General features: G+C 66.1%; 11 protein-coding genes and 1 tRNA gene. 8 read left to right on the top strand and 4 right to left on the bottom strand.

Annotated features, from left to right (window positions below; translation table 11 throughout):
• Window positions 1-53: 53 nt before the first annotated feature.
• Window positions 54-866 (top strand): S1 family peptidase, encoded by an 813-nt coding sequence (locus HUA78_RS00590; protein WP_217442314.1) that lies wholly within the window; start codon window positions 54-56, stop codon window positions 864-866.
• A gap of 33 nt (window positions 867-899) precedes the next feature.
• On the opposite strand, the gene HUA78_RS00585 is transcribed toward HUA78_RS00590, so the two are convergent.
• Window positions 900-1,364 (bottom strand): hypothetical protein, encoded by a 465-nt coding sequence (locus HUA78_RS00585; RefSeq protein WP_174475448.1) that lies wholly within the window; start codon window positions 1,362-1,364, stop codon window positions 900-902.
• 136 nt (window positions 1,365-1,500) lie between these two features.
• Here HUA78_RS00585 and HUA78_RS00580 point away from each other — a divergent pair, with 136 nt between their 5' ends.
• Window positions 1,501-2,025, top strand: coding sequence for a hypothetical protein (locus HUA78_RS00580; RefSeq protein WP_174475447.1), 525 nt, complete (start codon window positions 1,501-1,503; stop codon window positions 2,023-2,025).
• A gap of 225 nt (window positions 2,026-2,250) precedes the next feature.
• Here HUA78_RS00580 and HUA78_RS00575 read toward each other — a convergent pair whose 3' ends face one another.
• Window positions 2,251-2,937, bottom strand: a complete 687-nt coding sequence (locus HUA78_RS00575) for an SDR family oxidoreductase (RefSeq protein ID WP_174475446.1) — start codon at window positions 2,935-2,937, stop codon at window positions 2,251-2,253.
• A gap of 207 nt (window positions 2,938-3,144) precedes the next feature.
• Here HUA78_RS00575 and HUA78_RS00570 point away from each other — a divergent pair, with 207 nt between their 5' ends.
• From HUA78_RS00570 to HUA78_RS00560, 3 genes are all read left to right on the top strand, one after another.
• A complete protein-coding gene (locus tag HUA78_RS00570; RefSeq protein WP_174475445.1) occupies window positions 3,145-4,662 on the top strand; it encodes a hypothetical protein in 1,518 nt (505 codons plus the stop codon).
• Between the two features lie 149 nt (window positions 4,663-4,811).
• On the top strand, window positions 4,812-6,656 hold the full coding sequence (locus HUA78_RS00565) for a chitobiase/beta-hexosaminidase C-terminal domain-containing protein (protein WP_174475444.1): 1,845 nt from the start codon (window positions 4,812-4,814) through the stop codon (window positions 6,654-6,656).
• The gene (locus HUA78_RS00560) at window positions 6,578-8,398 is read left to right on the top strand and encodes a hypothetical protein (RefSeq protein WP_174475443.1); all 1,821 of its coding nucleotides are present in this window, start codon (window positions 6,578-6,580) and stop codon (window positions 8,396-8,398) included. Before HUA78_RS00565 ends, HUA78_RS00560 begins: the two co-directional genes overlap by 79 nt.
• 101 nt (window positions 8,399-8,499) lie before the next feature.
• On the opposite strand, the gene HUA78_RS47415 is transcribed toward HUA78_RS00560, so the two are convergent.
• Together HUA78_RS47415 and HUA78_RS00550 are read right to left on the bottom strand one after the other, a co-directional pair.
• On the bottom strand, window positions 8,500-9,963 hold the full coding sequence (locus tag HUA78_RS47415) for a cytochrome-c peroxidase (protein ID WP_174475442.1): 1,464 nt from the start codon (window positions 9,961-9,963) through the stop codon (window positions 8,500-8,502).
• Window positions 9,964-10,115: 152 nt separating this feature from the next.
• Complete coding sequence (locus HUA78_RS00550; protein ID WP_174475441.1) at window positions 10,116-12,197, bottom strand: M36 family metallopeptidase; 2,082 nt, start codon at window positions 12,195-12,197, stop codon at window positions 10,116-10,118.
• A 731-nt stretch (window positions 12,198-12,928) separates the two neighbouring features.
• Between HUA78_RS00550 and HUA78_RS00545 the strand changes: the two genes are divergently transcribed.
• The 3 genes from HUA78_RS00545 to HUA78_RS00535 all read left to right on the top strand — a co-directional run bounded on the left by HUA78_RS00545 (window position 12,929) and on the right by HUA78_RS00535 (window position 16,404).
• Window positions 12,929-13,001: transfer RNA gene (locus HUA78_RS00545), tRNA-Gly, on the top strand.
• A 286-nt stretch (window positions 13,002-13,287) separates the two neighbouring features.
• The gene (locus HUA78_RS00540; RefSeq protein ID WP_217442313.1) at window positions 13,288-15,408 is read left to right on the top strand and encodes a P-loop NTPase fold protein; all 2,121 of its coding nucleotides are present in this window, start codon (window positions 13,288-13,290) and stop codon (window positions 15,406-15,408) included.
• A 153-nt stretch (window positions 15,409-15,561) separates the two neighbouring features.
• Window positions 15,562-16,404, top strand: a complete 843-nt coding sequence (locus HUA78_RS00535; RefSeq protein ID WP_174475439.1) for a hypothetical protein — start codon at window positions 15,562-15,564, stop codon at window positions 16,402-16,404.
• The last annotated feature ends 91 nt before the right edge of the window (window positions 16,405-16,495 follow it).

The following is a 16,495-nucleotide window of genomic DNA, read 5'->3' as shown; positions in this document are numbered from 1 at the left end:
GGGTGGGTGGTGTACGGTGCCCGCGGGATTCAGCCCTGGAGCGAAGGAGCGATATGCGCATCACTCGGATGGCCGTCGTGTTGTTGTCCACCCTCGCTGTCCTCTCCTTGGTGGGAGGGGCGGGTGAAGCCGTTGCCCAGACGAGCCCCAAGCTCGTCGCCAATGGCATGAAGATCATCTTCAACCCGGCCTTTCCGGAGGCCTTCTGCACAATGGGCCCGGTCGGAACCGACAGCTACGGCAACCGGGTCGGCATCACCGCGGGACACTGCCTCGACGGTGGCGACACCTACGAAGGTGTCCTGATTCCCTATGGTCTGGCGCCCATCTACGACGCCAACGACGTGGCGTTTGGTCCCATCGGATACATGCGATTCATCAAGCCGAAGGCACTCCAGCCGTTTCTGGACTACGCCATCCTCCAGTTCGTCGAGGACGTGCAGCTCTCGGCCCAGGGCCCGCATCTCAAAATCACCGGGGTGCTCGTGGTCGAAGGCAGCCGGGAGAACCTGCTGGGTGCCGCCTGGTTCAACAACAACGAACTGGTGACGTCGGCGCCGTCCGGCACCTACTACGGCCGTATCACCAACAACAGCAATGGTCTGTACCAGTGCTGGGCCCAGCACGCGGCGGGCGACTCGGGAGGCCCTGTCATCTGGCATGTTCCGGGGAGCGCGTACCCGTCGTCGTCGAACAACTTCCAGTCCGAGGGGCCCTGGGCCGGCATCACCACCCGTCGGTCGATTGCCATTCCGCCGTACGTCTACACCTCATCGGCCAACATCCTGAAGGACCTCCGCCTTCGGGACGTGGCCAGCGGGTTCGACGGCACGGTGATGGGGGCGGGATTCCAGACGACGCCCTGAGCGGAGAGTGTCGCGGCTACATGCCTGGGGCCGTCATTCGCGCAGCCAGGCGAGGATGACGTCCTTGTCGCCCGTCGCCAGCACGTATGGCGTGCCTGGGGCGATGACGCCCTTGCGGGCCGCGACACCTTCCACCGCGTCCTGCGCGTGGGTGAGCTGCACGCCGGCTCCGCCTCCGCCGAGTACGAGGGGCGCACCCATCTTGAGGTCGAGCACCACCACCTGGCGCCGCGCGGGTCGCGGCTCCGCCATGTCCACGATGACGAAGTCACCCGCGAAGCGGCGCTGGTCGCAGCGGAAGACCCACAGGTTCGGCTTGCGGCCGAGCAGCTCTCGCGCGAAGGGCTTCTCGTCACTCTTCATGGCGTAGCGCTCGGAGAGCAGGCTGGCGGTGGAGAGCGGATAGCCCTCCTCTTTCGCGAGGAGCAGCGCCCACGGATTGGCGAGCCGGAGCTGCGACAGCAAGACGGGCAGGACGATGGGAGGCTCGCGAGGCATGGGTGGGCGTGCTCGACGGGCGGGGTTGCTCGTGTCGGACAGTCATTCAAACACGTCGCGGCGCCCCTGGGTTCCAGCGCGCCCCCTGGCTCTGGTAAGGGGACGCGGTTGTCAAACCACACCCTGGAGTCTTCGCATGTCCCGAATTTCCCGCCACGCGCTCGTGCTCGCCCTGATGCTCACTTCCACCTCTGCTCTCGCGGGTTCGCAGTGGGTGCAGGCGCGCACGGTGCTCAACACGTGCGGCTACTTCAGCACCTCCCAGGCGGAAATCACCCTCACGTACCGCAACGATGACCTGCCCTGGGGGACGAGCGTGTTCCTCATCTACGGCTGGGGCGGGAGCACCGGCCCCACCAGCACGTTCGACTGGGCTCCGGCGCCGCAGACCGTCGAGGCGCCGGCGGTGGCTCCGTACCACTGGGGCACCACGGTGACGGGTGTCATCCGCGCGCGGTCGTCCACGCAGTACACGAGCATCAACTACGTCTGGAAGGTGGTCCTCCCGGACGGCCAGGAGTTCTACGAGAAGGGCAATGGCTCCACCTACGGCTACTACGCCGCGGACTTCTCGCAGGTGCCCATGCCGTGCACCAACACCGCTGGCAGCTTCGTCGGAACTCCGACTCCGCTGATCATCACCACCGTCGTCAAGAACTGACGGTCCTTCCGAGCACGGGCGTCCCGTGCATGGCGAGGATGGCCCCTCACCCGTCGGTCATCGATGGGGAAGGGGCCATCGGCGCAACTCTGGAGGAAACGGCGGCCACGGTCACCCGATACAGCCCTCTGCGATACTCAAGGCTTGTTTCAGCCCGCGAGGTCCTCGGGTGTTTGTCTGCGAATGATTGTCAGGGGCCAGGACTGGGGAGTGACGCCAGTTCGCTCACCAGTCGATGCGCGCGCCCCGGAAGTCGAAGAAGCCTCCGCTGTCCTGCGTCGTCACGCGGTCCAGCACCGCGAGCAGCCCCGCGGCTGACTCGGACACCTGCGTCGGTGCGCTCGCGCCGCCCATGTCCGTCTGTACCCAGCCGGGACTGATGGTCACCACGATGAGTCCCTCGTCGCGCAAGTCCGCCGCGAGCGAGCGCGTCGCCATGTTCAGCGCCGCTTTCGACATCCGGTAGCCGTAGCCTCCGCCCGACGTGTTGTCCGTGATGGAACCGAGCCCCGAGCTGAGGCTGGCGATCTTCGCCCCGGGCGTCCCGCGCAGTCGCGGCAGCACCGCGCGAGTCACTCGCAGGGCACCGAGCGCGTTCACCTGCAGCATCTGGAGCGCGTCCTCGAGCGAGACATCCTCGAGGTCGTCTCGCCGGGTGCGCCGGCCCGCGTTGTTGATGAGCAGGTCCACTGGCTCCGTCAGCGCGGCGGCGAACGCGCGCACGCTCTCGTCGCTGGTCACGTCGAGGGCATACACCCGCAGCCGGCCGCCGGAGGCATCCGCGAGGGTGGTGAGTTCGCGGGCCTCCGCCGGTTCTCGGGCTCCCGCGTGCACGGTGTCGCCGCGCGCGAGGTACTGCCGGGTGAGCTCCAGGCCGATGCCACGGTTGGCGCCTGTGATGACGAGATTCATGGCGCCGGACCATAGACCTGGACCTCGTCTGATGGGGGGACTGTGGGGCACGTGGGCCACACGATGGGGGGTTGTCCCCCCTGTCTCCGCGCCAGTGCTCCCGTGTCGCCGAGCGCATCCGTGGAGGAGTTCGTGTGAGCGCCCCATGGCATGTCACTTGCCTGGGCCCACGCGCGGGCGTTCAGCCATCTTGTCTCGGAGCAGTGCATGACCACGGGCCGTCTGAGCCGATGTTTGTCTCCTTGGATTCTCTTCGTGTCGCTCTCACTCGTCGTCGCGGGATGCGACTCGTCGGACCCCTCTCCTGGGGAGCAGCCCTCACCCGACGGCGGGACGACGTCACCGGATGGAGGGGGGCCGCGGCCCGACGGCGGGACGACGTCACCGGATGGAGGAGGGCCGCGGCCCGACGGCGGGACGACTTCACCGGATGGCGGGCAGCAGCCTCCTCCCGAGTTCACCTGGGGCCATGGCACGGAGACCGGCACGCTGGTGGGCAACGTGTGGACGCCGGGGCGCGACGCGACTGGGCTCGTGAACGAGGTGTCGTGGGCGCTCGTCCCGAAGGACCGGTGGATTGAAGTCGCGGGGACTCCGCTCACCACGCTCGATGCGGAGGTCAAGGCGGCGCTTCCTGGCTTCCGGGACCTCGGCTCGCAGGGAATCGCCGGGGTCATCAACGCATACTCGGGGGTCGCGTTGGATGCGCCGCGCGCGCGTTGGTGGGCCTTCGGTGGGGGCCACGCGGACAGCTCCAACAACGGCATCTACCGCTTCGACATGGCGCAGATGCGCTGGAGCATCGAGCAGCTCCCGGACCACTCGGCGAACTGGGCGGAGGTTCCCTGGGGGAACACATACAGCAGCTATCCACCCGCCTCGGAGTACGCCAGGTCGCATCCGGACAGCGACGTCACCGGGGACGAGTTCTTCGACCCGGCCCGGCCCGCTGCCTCGACAGGCAACCCCACGGCCCGTCATACCTACAACGGACTCGTCTACAACCCGGACCTCGATGAGGTTGCCTTTGGCGTCCGGCGCATGTGGCGCTACAGCCTGACGACGCGCAAGTGGACGCGCCACAACCCGTTCAACACCCCGGGCGCCTCCTACAATGGAGAGACGGGTTACGGTGGCGCGGCCGGGTGGACGTTCTGGGACGAGGTGGCGGGCCGTTATGTGTTCGGCCCCACGGAGAACGGCAACTATTCGCGGTGGTGGTCGTTCGGAACCGCGGACAAGTCCTGGAAGTGGGAGGTCATTACTCCTCCCACCTGGTTCTTCGCGCAGATGGCCAGGGTGGGGCGCACGCTGGTGAGCTTCCCGGCTCCAGGGCACGAGGAGTCGCACGTGCACTTTCCCCGACTGATCACCTACGACCTGGACACGACGAAGTGGGGCGAGCTGAAGCTCACGAGCGACCTGGTGCGTGCGCGCTGCTACCCCGAATACTTCGAGGGACAGGTGTTCGCCTACGTGCCTCCGCTCAATCGCTACATCGCCGCGTTCCGGTATGACCGCGATGGCGATGGGAGCTTCGAGTACCGGACCTACGAAGTGGACCCGGTGGCCCTCACGCTGCGCGAGGCCCCCGAGTACGAGGCTGGCGCCTTCGGCGGGTGGCATGAGCTGGTCAAGAACCGCTTCTTCTACCTGGCGACGCACCACGCCCTCGTCTACGTGCGCAGGGGCGAAGAGAACCTGCGGGTCTTCAGGCTCCCCTGAGCCAGGGCAGACTCCTGGCGCATGTGAACATGTGCTGGGGGTGCCGCCATCGCCCAACGCGGCACAGCGCCCTGTCATGGGGACTTCCTCCCCAACTTGCGTCAATAGCTGGAAAGCACGTAAATCGACAGAAAGCCGGGAGGGCCCGCATGCGTCGATCAATCCAGCGCCTCATCGCTGTCACACTCTTCCTGCTCGCCATGGATGTGCTGGCGAGCAATGACGTGAGAGGCAATCTCGAGGGCGTGTATTGGAGGGGCACGACCTACTTCGTGGAGGGGTGGGCGTGTGCGTACGGGTTCTCCGAGTCGGTCGACGTCGACGTGTACGCCGGAGCGCCGTGGCCCACGGGCACGATGCTGGGCGGCACCCGGGCGGATGTGCTGTCGGAGCCGGGGGTGTCCACGGCCTGTGGCAGCACCCTCAACCGGCACCGCTTCCGGTTCCAGCTCCCCCAGTATCTGCTCAAGCAGCACGCGGGGAAGCCGCTCTATGCGCATGCCCATCTGGCCGCCCACGGCATCAACAACCTCGTCCCGGGCTCGGGAAACATCTCCATCCCCGCGGCCCCCTACAATGGACAGGTCAAGGGCTCCGTCGAGGGAGTGTACTTGCGGAGTGATGGCTATTACCTGGAAGGATGGACCTGCGCGTATGGCATCAACCAGTCCGTTGAGCTGAACGTCTACGCGGGCGGGCCCTGGACCACGGGAACCATCTTCTACGGGGGGCTGGCGGACATCGCTTCCGAGCCCGCGGTGAGCTCCCTTTGCAACACCACGCTGGCCCGACACCGCTTCAAGATTCGCCTGTCAGATTCGGTCCTCGCCCAGTTCCAGGGTCAGCCCCTGTATGTGTATGCCATGTTGTCCGGCACGGATGTCTCGGACCAGGTCGCCGGAACGCCGACAGTGCCCACCGTCGCGACGGTGCAGGCTCCCGTCCTGTCCCCGTCGGGAGGCACCCATGCCAGCCCCATCAACGTGGCGCTGACCTCCGGCACCAGCTCGGCGAGCATCTACTACACGCTCAATGGCTCGGCTCCGACGTGTGGCGGTGGGAACCTCTACGGCACGCCCTTCGCGCTCTCCTCGGCGACCACCGTCCAGGCCATCGCCTGCAAGAGTGGCATGACGCAGAGTTCCGTTATTTCGGCCCAGTACAGCTTCGTCGCCGCGCCGCCCCAGTTCTCGCCACCGGGAGGGATCTACAGCAGCGCGCGGAGCGTGACGCTGACGACCACGACCCCTGGCGCGACGCTCTACTACACCCAGGATGGAAGCTCGCCCGTCTGTGGCGCCCCCTCGCTCACGTATACGGCGCCCTTCACCGTGGACACGACGAGGACGGTCCGCGCCATCGCCTGCCGCGCGGGCTTCACCAGCAGCACGCCGGTCAGCGCCACCTATACGCTCTCGACGTCGAATTGGACGGGCCCCGCCGCCACCATCGTCACCGTCAACGGAGGCAAGCGCATCTCCGTCAACGGCCAGGTGCTCAGCCCGCTGCACCACGCGTTCAACCTCCAGTCGTGTCGTCTGGACGACTGCCTGGCGGAGGATGCCATCATCGACACCCAGCTCGCCGAGCTGGCGAGGACGCAGGCCTTTGGCACTCGCTTCATCGTCGAGGTGGCCGCCATCGCCTACCGGGGCACGCCCGCGGTCCAACGACTGGGCGCCCGGCTCAAGAAGGTCCGGGAGGCCTACCCGGGGTTCGACCCGTACCTCATCATCCGGTTCGACCTCTATGATTATGAGGAGAGCGCCTTTACCTGCGTGGACGGAGAGGACTTCCTCTCCCCGACGTACATGGCGCTCTACAACAACCAGGGGGCCCGCTTCAACGCCAATGCCCTCTGCGACGCTTCCGTCGACGGCAAGTTCAGGAAGCCCTACAAGCGCATCAACGAATCGTGGATTCTGTCCCGGAGGTGGAGATCGGCACGGTCGCCAACCTGCTGGAGGCCGAGCCGGAGACCCGGGGGCGGGTGATTGGAATGACCTTCACCTACCTCTCTGGGGGAGAGTTCTTCTTCTCGCCCCTCTACGTCACGGGCAAGGACCCGACAGCGAAATTCCCTTGGGAGCCGCTCCACACGTCGAGTTTCTTCTTTCAAGACGACTCCGGCAGTCCCGCCGCCACCCTCACGAATCGGATGTCGGAGAACTTCGGCATCTTCCTGGCGGGGAGCACGAAGGCCGCGGCCGTCCAGGCGTCCCGCGCCGAGGTGGACAACCTGGTCGCCGCCATCTCCCGGTTGGCGGCCCGGGTGAAGCAGGTGACGGGCGGCAAGGCGTTGAACAAGATCTTCTACGGCTATTCCTATGGCCTCACTGCGCGCCGGGCGTTCTCTTTCCACCACGGGCTCGCCACCTTGTTGCTCGACCCGAACATCGACATCCTCGCCTCTCCCTTCTCCTACGAACTCTCACGCAGGCTCGGCTTCGGCTTCTCGCCGCAGGTTTCCATCGAGGCGATTACCAAGAGCGGGAAGCACTTCGAGTTCGAGGACGACAGCCGGACGCACTTCGCGGAGGTCGACGACTGGCGGCATGCCACCAACATCGTGGAGACCAATCGGCTGGTGGTGCGCGATGGCCTCACGGCGGCCATTCATGGCACGGGGCTCTACTACTTCGACCTGCTCGCCAGGGGTTGGTTCGGGAATCCGGACCAGACCGCGGAGACGACCTCGCTCTGGAACACCCTCAAGAACACCAGCACGGTGGCCTCGTCCGTGGTGAGCACGGGGAGCGCGTATTCGCCGCAGATCGCCGTCTTCGTGGATGAGCAGTCCGTGGCGCATTATCCGCTCGACGGGCTGGGGGGAGCCAAGGCCTTCCCCTTCACGACGGCCAGCATGACGGGGCAGATTGAAGCGCTCTCCCGCGTCGGAGCACCAGCCCGGCACTACCTCCTCTCCGACCTCGCGACGCTCGATACGTCCAACCTCCGGCTGGCCATCTTCCTGGACGCCTACAAGCTGTCGGAGTCCGACAAGCAAATCATCCAGCAGAAGCTCGCGGGCAGCGGGCGCACGCTCCTCTACCTCTACGCGCCCGGGGTGATTGACGGCAGCGGCAACGCCGCGGACAGCAACGTCTCGAGCGCCCTGGGGATGCCGGTGTCGCGGCGAGCCACCACGTCGGCCTTCGCCGCCGCCTCGTACATCGATGGGCGTGAGTACCCCGACAATGGACTGGGAGCCCCTCTGTCGATGGGGAGCTTCGAGCTCCAATACCGCATCGACGTGGGCGCCACCGGGGGCGTGCTCTGTCCCAATGCCTCGGCAGTGAACTGCATCGACTCCCGCATGCTCTCCCGCTATGTGAACAGCGGAGAGGTGGCCTTCGCCGTCAAGCGGGTCTCGGACGGCTCCGGGAGCTACAAGGTCGGCTTCGCCGCGGTCCCCGGCCTGCCGACGTCGGTGCTGCGAGACGTGGCACGGGACGCGGGGGTCCACGTCTTCTCCTGCACCAGCGGTGGGAGCTGCGTGGACGCCGTCGTCGAGGCCTCCGACAACACCCTGATGTTGCACACCGTGGGGCCCCTCCCCACACTGAACATGCCGCTGGCCCGGAACGGCTGTGGCTTCAATGTCTCGGAGTGGGTCGGAATGACGACGTCCACCAGTCCCTCCCTGGCCCCTGTCTCCTGTCCGGGCAATCAGTGCCAGGTCAACGTGGGCGAGAGCCTGGACGTGCGCGTCTATCAACTGACGCCGTCGTGCTGAGGGTGCATTCGAGGGCCTGACCTCACGTCGACGCCGGGGGACGCGGCACACGCGCATCGTGCCGCGCCCCTCGCCCGGGTTCACCGCGTCGCGGCCGGACTTCAGAGTCGCTGGAGGAAGCGGAGCAGGTCCTGTTTCTGCGCGGGGCTGAGGGACTCGGGGAGCCCGCCTGGAGTCTCCGGTGGATGAACGGGCGGCAGGTTCAGGGGCGCCGTGAAGGCCAGGACGAACTGGCTGTAGATGTCGACGACGTCCTCGAGATTCTCGAGGCTGTTGTCGTGATAGTAGGGCGCCGTTCGCGCGACGCCGCGCAGCGTGGGGATGTCGAAGGCCTCGAAGTCCAGGGGGTTGCCGGTGACGAGCGCCCGGCCAGGGTCCGTGGAGAACCACTGAGGGAAGAGGTTGGGCCCGACGATGGGCGCTCCGCTCTCGTCCACCGCCGGAATCGGGTCATACGGCTCTCCGCTGGCCGTCACGGGGTTGGGCGGAAGGTCCGTCACCTGCTGCTGGCGCGTGCCGTCCGTATAGAAGCGGAACCGGTAGCGCGGCAGCTCGATGCTCGCGTTGTACAGCGTGGGGAACTGGCCAATCTGTCCCAGGTAGGAGAAGCCCGAGAACCCGATGTTCAGGATGTCTGGCGTCGAGCGCTGGCCCTGAACGGGCACGGGCCCCACGCCGGGGACATGGGTGAACAACACGTTGCCATCGGCCTTCGTCACCGGGAACTGGGAGGCGACCTCTCGCATCGCCGGGGTTGAAATCCGGCTCAGCGTCGCACCGCCGTGGCAGGGCTCGCAGCCGACCTTGAAGACCTCGCGCCCCCGTCGCTCCTCGGGCGTGAGCCACATGAAGTCCTCGGGGAGGGGAATCCGAGAGAGCGGAACCCCCGCGTTGCTCAAGTCGGCGACGAACCGCGCGCGGGCCGACGTGAACTCTCCGCGTTGGAAGTCCGCCACCTGGCGCAGCTGGGAGCGCGGCACGGCGGCTCCCTCGCTGTGGCTGGTGATGGCGGCCTGGGCCTGGTCCTCCAGGTTCGACTCTCGGCCGTCCAGTTGGAAGAAGGGGCCGGAGATGGCGATGTCCTGGATGCTCGGCACGCCTCGCCAGACGGCAATCTTCCGGTCGGTGGGGGTGACGATGTGTCCCTGGGCGTCGATGACGTCCATGTTGGCGGGCAGGGGAAGGACGACGCGGACAAGCCCTCTCTTCAGATGTTCGTACGTGGGGACCGCCGCGTTCGGGTCATCCGCATCGATGCGGTTGAACAGCGGGTCCGTTGGATTCGAGGCGAGACGGGCCTGGACGTTCTCGGGCCGCAGGGCCGTGCTGTCCTCGAACACATGGCAGGTGGCGCAGGAGCGCCCGTTGGTGTTCGGGAAGGCCTCGCTGAACAGCTTCCTTCCGCGGGGGTCGTGGTGCAGGGCGGCCTGGGCCTCGGCCGTCTGGGAGATGGGATTCACCTCGCCGTCGACTTCGTCCTGCTCCGGGGCCGCCGGGGTGCAATGCGTCAGTCCGCCGAGTGCGAAGGCACCGGCGAGACACGCGACAAAACGCGTGGGAACCATGGGAATGTCTCCGGGGTGTGGGGCTTCCCACGAAACACCGGTGACGTTCGCAAGTGTCACCCGGTTGTTGTCGTCCGTCGCCGCGCACAAAAACAAACCGGGGGCCCCTCGTGAGAGGAAACCCCCGGTCCGGTGCGTCGGTGTGTCAGGAATTACAGGCGCGTCTCGCCGTCGAGGGCCGCGGGGCAGGTGGAGGGCAGCGTGAAGCCGTTGGTCGGCGTGGTGCTGGTCGAGCCTCCGGAGACCGCGTTGAAGCCCAGGCCGTAGGCGGCGAACGCCTTCCACAGCCGGCACACGTCCTCGCCACCGTGCAGGGTGGTGGCCGCGTTGATGATGCCGTCACGCACCTGGGTGAAGGTGGGGCTGCAGGCCGTGCGCTTCAGGCCCTCCGTGAAGTACAGCATCATGCGCTGGTTACCGGCGTTGCCATTGGCGTTGTACAGGTTGGCGTCGAAGCCCCACTGCGTCACCAGGGCCCAGTAGGCCTCCCACATCGCCTGGGCGAAGACGGACCCCACGCCGTGCGGAACGGCCATGCCGTTGATGCTCGCGTACGTCCAGGTGTTGAGCGTGGAGTTCAGCGTGTACGGCTGCGTGCGGATGCCGTTGCCGGTGGTGGGCTGGTTCAGCGCGTAGGTGCCCACGCCGCGAACCTTGTTCGCCGTGTCGCCGACGCGCGCCGTGTAGAACAGCGAGAGGAAGTCGCTGATGCCCTCGCCCGGCTGCTGACGGTTGCTGAGGCACGACACGTTGCTGGGGCCACCGACGAGGCGGTTGGAGATGCCATGGCCGAACTCGTGGACGATGATGCCGCTGTCCAGGTCGCCGTCCTTGTCCGGGGTCGGCGCCGTCCAGACGTACATCTGCATGCGCGGGCGGCTGCCGTCCGCGGGCGTGGAGAAGTTGGCGTTGTTGGTGCCGCCGCCGTCCTGCGCCTCGGCCTGGACGTAGTCGTTGCCCGCGCCGCCGCGGCCGTAGTTGTTCTGCTGGAAGTTGCCGGCCACTTCGTTGAAGCCGTACTGGTACTGCACGTCGTGGATGATGTTGTTCCAGTAGAACAGGTTGGTGACGGCCGCCGAGATGTACGTGGACGGGGCGCCCGCGAGGTTGATCGTGAAGACGCAGTTGAGCGCCGCGCCGCAGTCCGGCTGGGTCGCGGGCGGGGCGTTGTTGGCGTCGCGGTCCTCGTACGCGTGGACGTTGTTGCCGCGCGTCGTCGTGTACTCCGCGCCAGCGACCCCGTTGGTGTCATGCCAGCCGTAGGGTGAAGCCGTGGTGTTGGCGGGGTTGGACACCGTCACACGGCCGTCCGAGGGGGGCAGCGGCGTGGTGTGATTGGGGCTCTCCACGGGCACCGGATAGACCTTGTAGGAATCCGCGGCCACCCAGTCAAAGCGCGTCAACACCTCGCCCGTGCCGGCGTCCACCGTCACGTCGTAGTCGTGCTGCGAGTCCAGGGTGTAGACCTGGAAGTGCCACACCAGCCGCGCCTCGCCACGGCGCATGGGCAGCACGGCCAGCTCCGCGACGATGGGCTCGCGCGACAGGCCGTCCACTTCCACGCCCGTGCGGCGCTTCACGCCGGACTCGGCCTTCAGCGAGCGGGGGGCGGTCGGCAGGCTGACGCCCAGGTGCCGGGCCAGGCCCGCGACGGCCTCGCCCGCGCTCAGGCGCGGCTCCACGCCCGCGATGGCGTTCTCGATGGAGGGCAGGAAGTCGCTGTGGACGCCCAGGACGCTGCCGTCCTTGCCGATGTTGATCTGCAGCTGCGCGTTGTAGACGGGCAGGCCCTTGAACGTCTGGCGCAGGTGCAGGTGCGTGGCGCCGCTGACCTCCGAGAAGACGCGGTCCGTGACTTCGAGGTTCGCCAGGTCATGGAGCCCCAGGCCGAGCGCCTCGTGGTGCTTCTGGACGAAGTCCAGCGCGATGGCTATCGGGTCACCGCTGCTGGGGCCGGAGAGCGCGCCCACGGGGTTGGTGAGCGAGCGGACCAGGCCGTTCGTCTCGTCCACTTCCACCAGCAGATCCGGGATGCTCTGGCGCAGCGCCGCGACGTGCGCCTTCTGGGCCGTCGAGAAGCCGAACCGCGCCTGCGCATTGTAGGCGGCGCGGGCATCGAAGTTCCGCTCGCCTTCGTGAGACTCCGGCGCCACTGCCAGCGCCGTGGACCCCGTGAGGGTCGCCGTGAAAACCACCGCCTGGAACAGCCGCCTTCGGTATGCACCTACGGACATGTCGTGCTCCTGCGCTGCGGGTCAGCCGCCCGTTGCGGGGCGGTACTGGGCGTGCGAGGAAACACGTATTCTCCGTATAATGCAAATGATCCGAAATATACGAAAAATATGATTTAAATGTAGTTGTGATAGGGCGGTGCGGACCCCTGTGCGCGGGTGCGGGATGACCTCCAGAGGGGGGCTGCTGGGGGCTCGGAGTGGGGACGGCGCGAGCGAGACTTTCTCTGGAATGAGAGGCGTTTCATTCCGGTGGGTCTGGGGTGATTCCTACCAGCCGGGTGCCAGAAGTGAGTTCATGGCGGGCTGTGTCAGTTTCACGGGTGCATGCGGACCCTGGCTGGCATGAACAGCCGGAGCCGAACTTCTCGGCTCGCTGGTACGGCGTTCCGGGATGAGACTTGGGGGCTCCGTTGGAGTCGCGCTGTCTTGGTTGTTTGGATTCATGTGTATCTGAATGGCGTTATTGGGTTCGCTCGGAATGCGGCGACGTTGTCTGCGTCTGGGGGCGGGACGTGGGCTCCCTCGCCTTCCGAGCCGGCGGGTGGCTTGGGCCCGGTCATGCCGCGGGTGCGGGTGGGGGGCAGGTCAGGGGAGGGGCTCGTCACGTCCTCCTGGGAGCCCCGAGTCCCTGGCCGGGCCCGCTGGCGACGCCTCGTGGACGTCGTGGGGGAGGGCGCTGGCAACGTCCTTGACGCTCGCTGGGGCCTGCGGTACATCCGGCCCGTTGGTTCGCGGTGGTAGCTCAGTTGGTAGAGCACGAGCTTCCCAAGCTCGGGGTCGAGGGTTCGAATCCCTTCCGCCGCTCACTCATAAAGGCCGGTAGTTCTTGAGGAAACTCGGGACTACCGGCCTTCGTGTTTCCGGGCATCGGGCCGCCTTGTTGCGGGGGCGCGAACCGCGGCTTTGCCCACGAAGTGGTGAGGACTCAACGGACCCGAGATGAGGCCGGCGGCATGGCGCGGCGCTGGCGGGCGGCCTGCCTGGCTCGGCCTCACTGGGAGCGCAGCGAGGGGTCGGGAAGGCCTGCCTTTTCCCGGACCCACTCGGCATGTCGTTGAATGGGGCGCGGTCGCGGCGGACGATGCGCCTCATGTCCGAGCGCCCCTCTCCACCGCGACACTTCTCCGACGACCCCATCGAGAGTGAAAGTGAAGACTTGTTGGCGCGAACGCAGTTCGCACGACAGGTGGTCCAGGTCCTCTCGCGGGTCCAGTCGGAACAGTCCAGCTCCGTGCTGGCCCTGATGGGGCCCTGGGGCAGTGGCAAGTCCTCCGTGCTGAGCGTCGTCACGAAGCAACTCCAGGCACCCAAGAGCCCGTGGACCATCGTTCACTTCAATCCCTGGGAGTTCTCCGGCGTCCAGACACTCGCCTTCGCCTTCTTCGATGAGATTGCGAAGGTGTTCTACGACTTCGAGAACCAGACGGCCTTTGAGACGTTTCAGTCGTACGCCAGCAAGTTGCTCTCGTTCGGCGGCGCGGTGACCGACTCGCCGCTGATGGAGTGGATTGGCATCAATCCCGGCAAGCTCGCAGAGAGCGCGGCGAAGCTGATGGCTCCCCAGCGCTCCGTCACGGAGCTGCGTGCTCGGCTTGAGACGGCGCTCCGTGAGCGGGCGCGTCCGACGCTGGTGGTGCTCGACGATGTCGACCGCCTCATGCCGAGTGAGCTTCTGATGGTGTTCAAGCTCATCCGACTGCTCGGGCGGCTTCCGAACATCTGCTACCTGCTCGCCTATGACGAGGCCACCCTTCTCTCGGTGCTCCAGGAGACCGAGCTGGCGCGCGGCAATGCGGAGCGCGCGCTGGCCTACCTGGAGAAGATCGTCCAGGTCCGGCTCGACCTTCCCATCGTCCACCAACGGCAGGCCCGGACGATGATTGACGAGTCCCTGCGCGCCCTGGCTCCGCCCCGGATGAGCGCCGAGGCCACGGATCGCGTGAAGCGCCTGTTCGACAGTCAGGTCCTTCGCAGGCTGACGGAGCCTCGCAGCATCAAGCGATTCTTCGCGCAGCTTCGCTCCTACCTGCCGCTGGTCACCGGGGAAGTCGACTTCGCCGACTTCATCGGCGCGACCTATCTACGGACCTACCATCCCTTGGTCGTTCGCGGGCTCTATCACCTCAAGGAGGAGCTGTTCGAGCACACGTACTCCGCCACCGCGACACCCGACGCGGCGACCTTTCTTGTCGGACACCGGCTGTGCGAGCCGAGAGAATCGGTCGAGGTCGGTCGAGTCCTTGCTCACCTCTTCCCGCAGGTCATCGGCCTCGATACGAGCATCGTCGAGCGCCACGCCGCCGCGACCCGGCGCATCGCGAGCAGGGAGTGTTTCGACCGCTACTTCTACTTCGGCATCCCCCCGGAGGCATTCTCGGACGAGAAGCTCCGAACGCATGCCAGCAACCTGGGTGCACCTCGGAACGCGGACGCGATGGCGGCGATCAAGGAGCACCTTGACGCGGACTTCGACCTGACGATTTCCCGTCTCCTTCAGCACGTGGATGGGCTCTCATCGGGGAACTGCGCACGCTTGTTGGCGCTCGTCAGTGCCAGGATTCAATCCATGCCACCGCATCGGATGAAGAAGGGGGCGCAACGGTATCTGCTGGGAGCCTCTCTTCTGGCGAAGTTGGACCGCGAGTCCGCGCGAACATTGCTCGCGGACCTCGCCCCAGCCGATGACAGGGACTACCTCCTGTACTCCGCCTGGCACCATCACGCACAAAGGGCCACGCCCGGCGCGCTTGCGTCCGAGCAAGGCCAGTCCACGGGGCTGGAGGAGGTCATCAATCCCGCGCTGTGCGCCTATGCTCCCCAACGGCTCGCACGGTTGCTGGCGGTCCCGCTCGAGGTGGCCGACTGGTCCATGGGCGTGCTGTTCTGCTGGAGTGAACTGGGATGCCGTGAGGACGTCCAGCGCTGGCTGGAAGAGAATATCGCCACCCCTCCAAGCGCCTGGACCCTGCCAGACCTCCTCGCCATCTGTGTTCCCGCGGATACGTCGAAACAGAATCGAGACAATGAAACCAGCCGTTTGCTCCTCTCGAGTCTGCGGGAGATTCTCCCGGAGTCACTCCGAAGCGCCCTGGATGACATCGTCACTGAGCTGACCTCCACGAGAGCGCCCGGATTCCTGTCGGAGAATGAGCTCTTCGAGGTAGTCCCTGAACGAATCGTCTGGGCCGCTTTCAGCTTGAAGCAACTCTGAATGCCATCGAGGGCCCAGGGTGGCGGAGATTCCGCCGTGCTCGCTGGGGACACGGCGTTTGGCACCTGGATGTGCGCCCAGCGACGTGCCACGGTCCATGTCGACGTCTACGGTTCTTTGAGTGTCAGGGATTTCGATAAAGGGAGAGGTGTCATGGACATCAATGGGGCTTTGCAAGATGGGATGCTCATCGCGATCCGCGAGATCAAGGCGCAACTGGATGCCCCTCATCCTCCCGAAAGGGTGGGTGACGCCAGATTCTCCCCCGACAGCCTCAGAGGCATGGCGCTCAAGGCGAAGAATCGCATCGGACTCAACGACGGGGTTCCGTACTCGGAAGCGCAGCAGAAGAAGCTACTGGAGACCTTTGGTGGCCTCCTGAATACCGTCACGAATACGCATGCGTTCAAGGTCTCGAGTGGGCTGTCGAAGCAGAATGTGAGCCTGGTGCGAGACCTGGTCGCGATCTGCACGTTCATCCAGAACGGCATCCCTATCTACCCCTGTATGATCAATCTGCTTCAGACCCGGGAGCTCGCGTCCCCTGCGCGAATCGTGGCGGAGGAGGTGGATGTCACCGAGATGATACAGACAGAGGAGCGTCGGTTCTGGGTCTGGGACGGTCAGGACAAAAGGGTGAAAGCGGACGGCGATTATCCGTTCGTCGTCCCGCTGTCGTATCTCTGGAAGAGAGCCGTGAAGAGCAGTCCAGAGGCCGTCATGGGCGGCACGGTGGCGAATCCGAACCACGCGGAGGGGCACTCGGCCATCTCCACGAAGGACAAGCCGAGCAACAGGCCGACGAAGTCCGAGAAACCGGTGCTCTTTGCCGGCACGGCCAGGTTCGCCGACGGCTTCCTGGTCTACTGGGACAATGACTCGGGGCACTACACGCCAGGCAGTCTGTCAGGGGTCGGAATTGGCGCGGTCACGCGTGAGTTGCTGACGGAGCTGCGGTTCCCGTTTCCCATCGAGCGCTATCGAGACCACCAGTAGGCGCCGTGGTCGCAGCGGAGGGCGCCCGCAGCGGAATCTTCACGTATTCGTCGGGGCGCCCGGGAAGATTTCAGAATGCCTTCGTTCTGGG

Origin of the sequence: Myxococcus sp. CA033 (assembly GCF_013336625.1) — a bacterium.
Lineage (GTDB): Bacteria > Myxococcota > Myxococcia > Myxococcales > Myxococcaceae > Myxococcus > Myxococcus llanfairpwllgwyngyllgogerychwyrndrobwllllantysiliogogogochensis.
The sequence above is the reverse complement of the archived record's forward strand: the minus strand, read 5'-3'. Positions and strand labels throughout refer to the sequence as shown.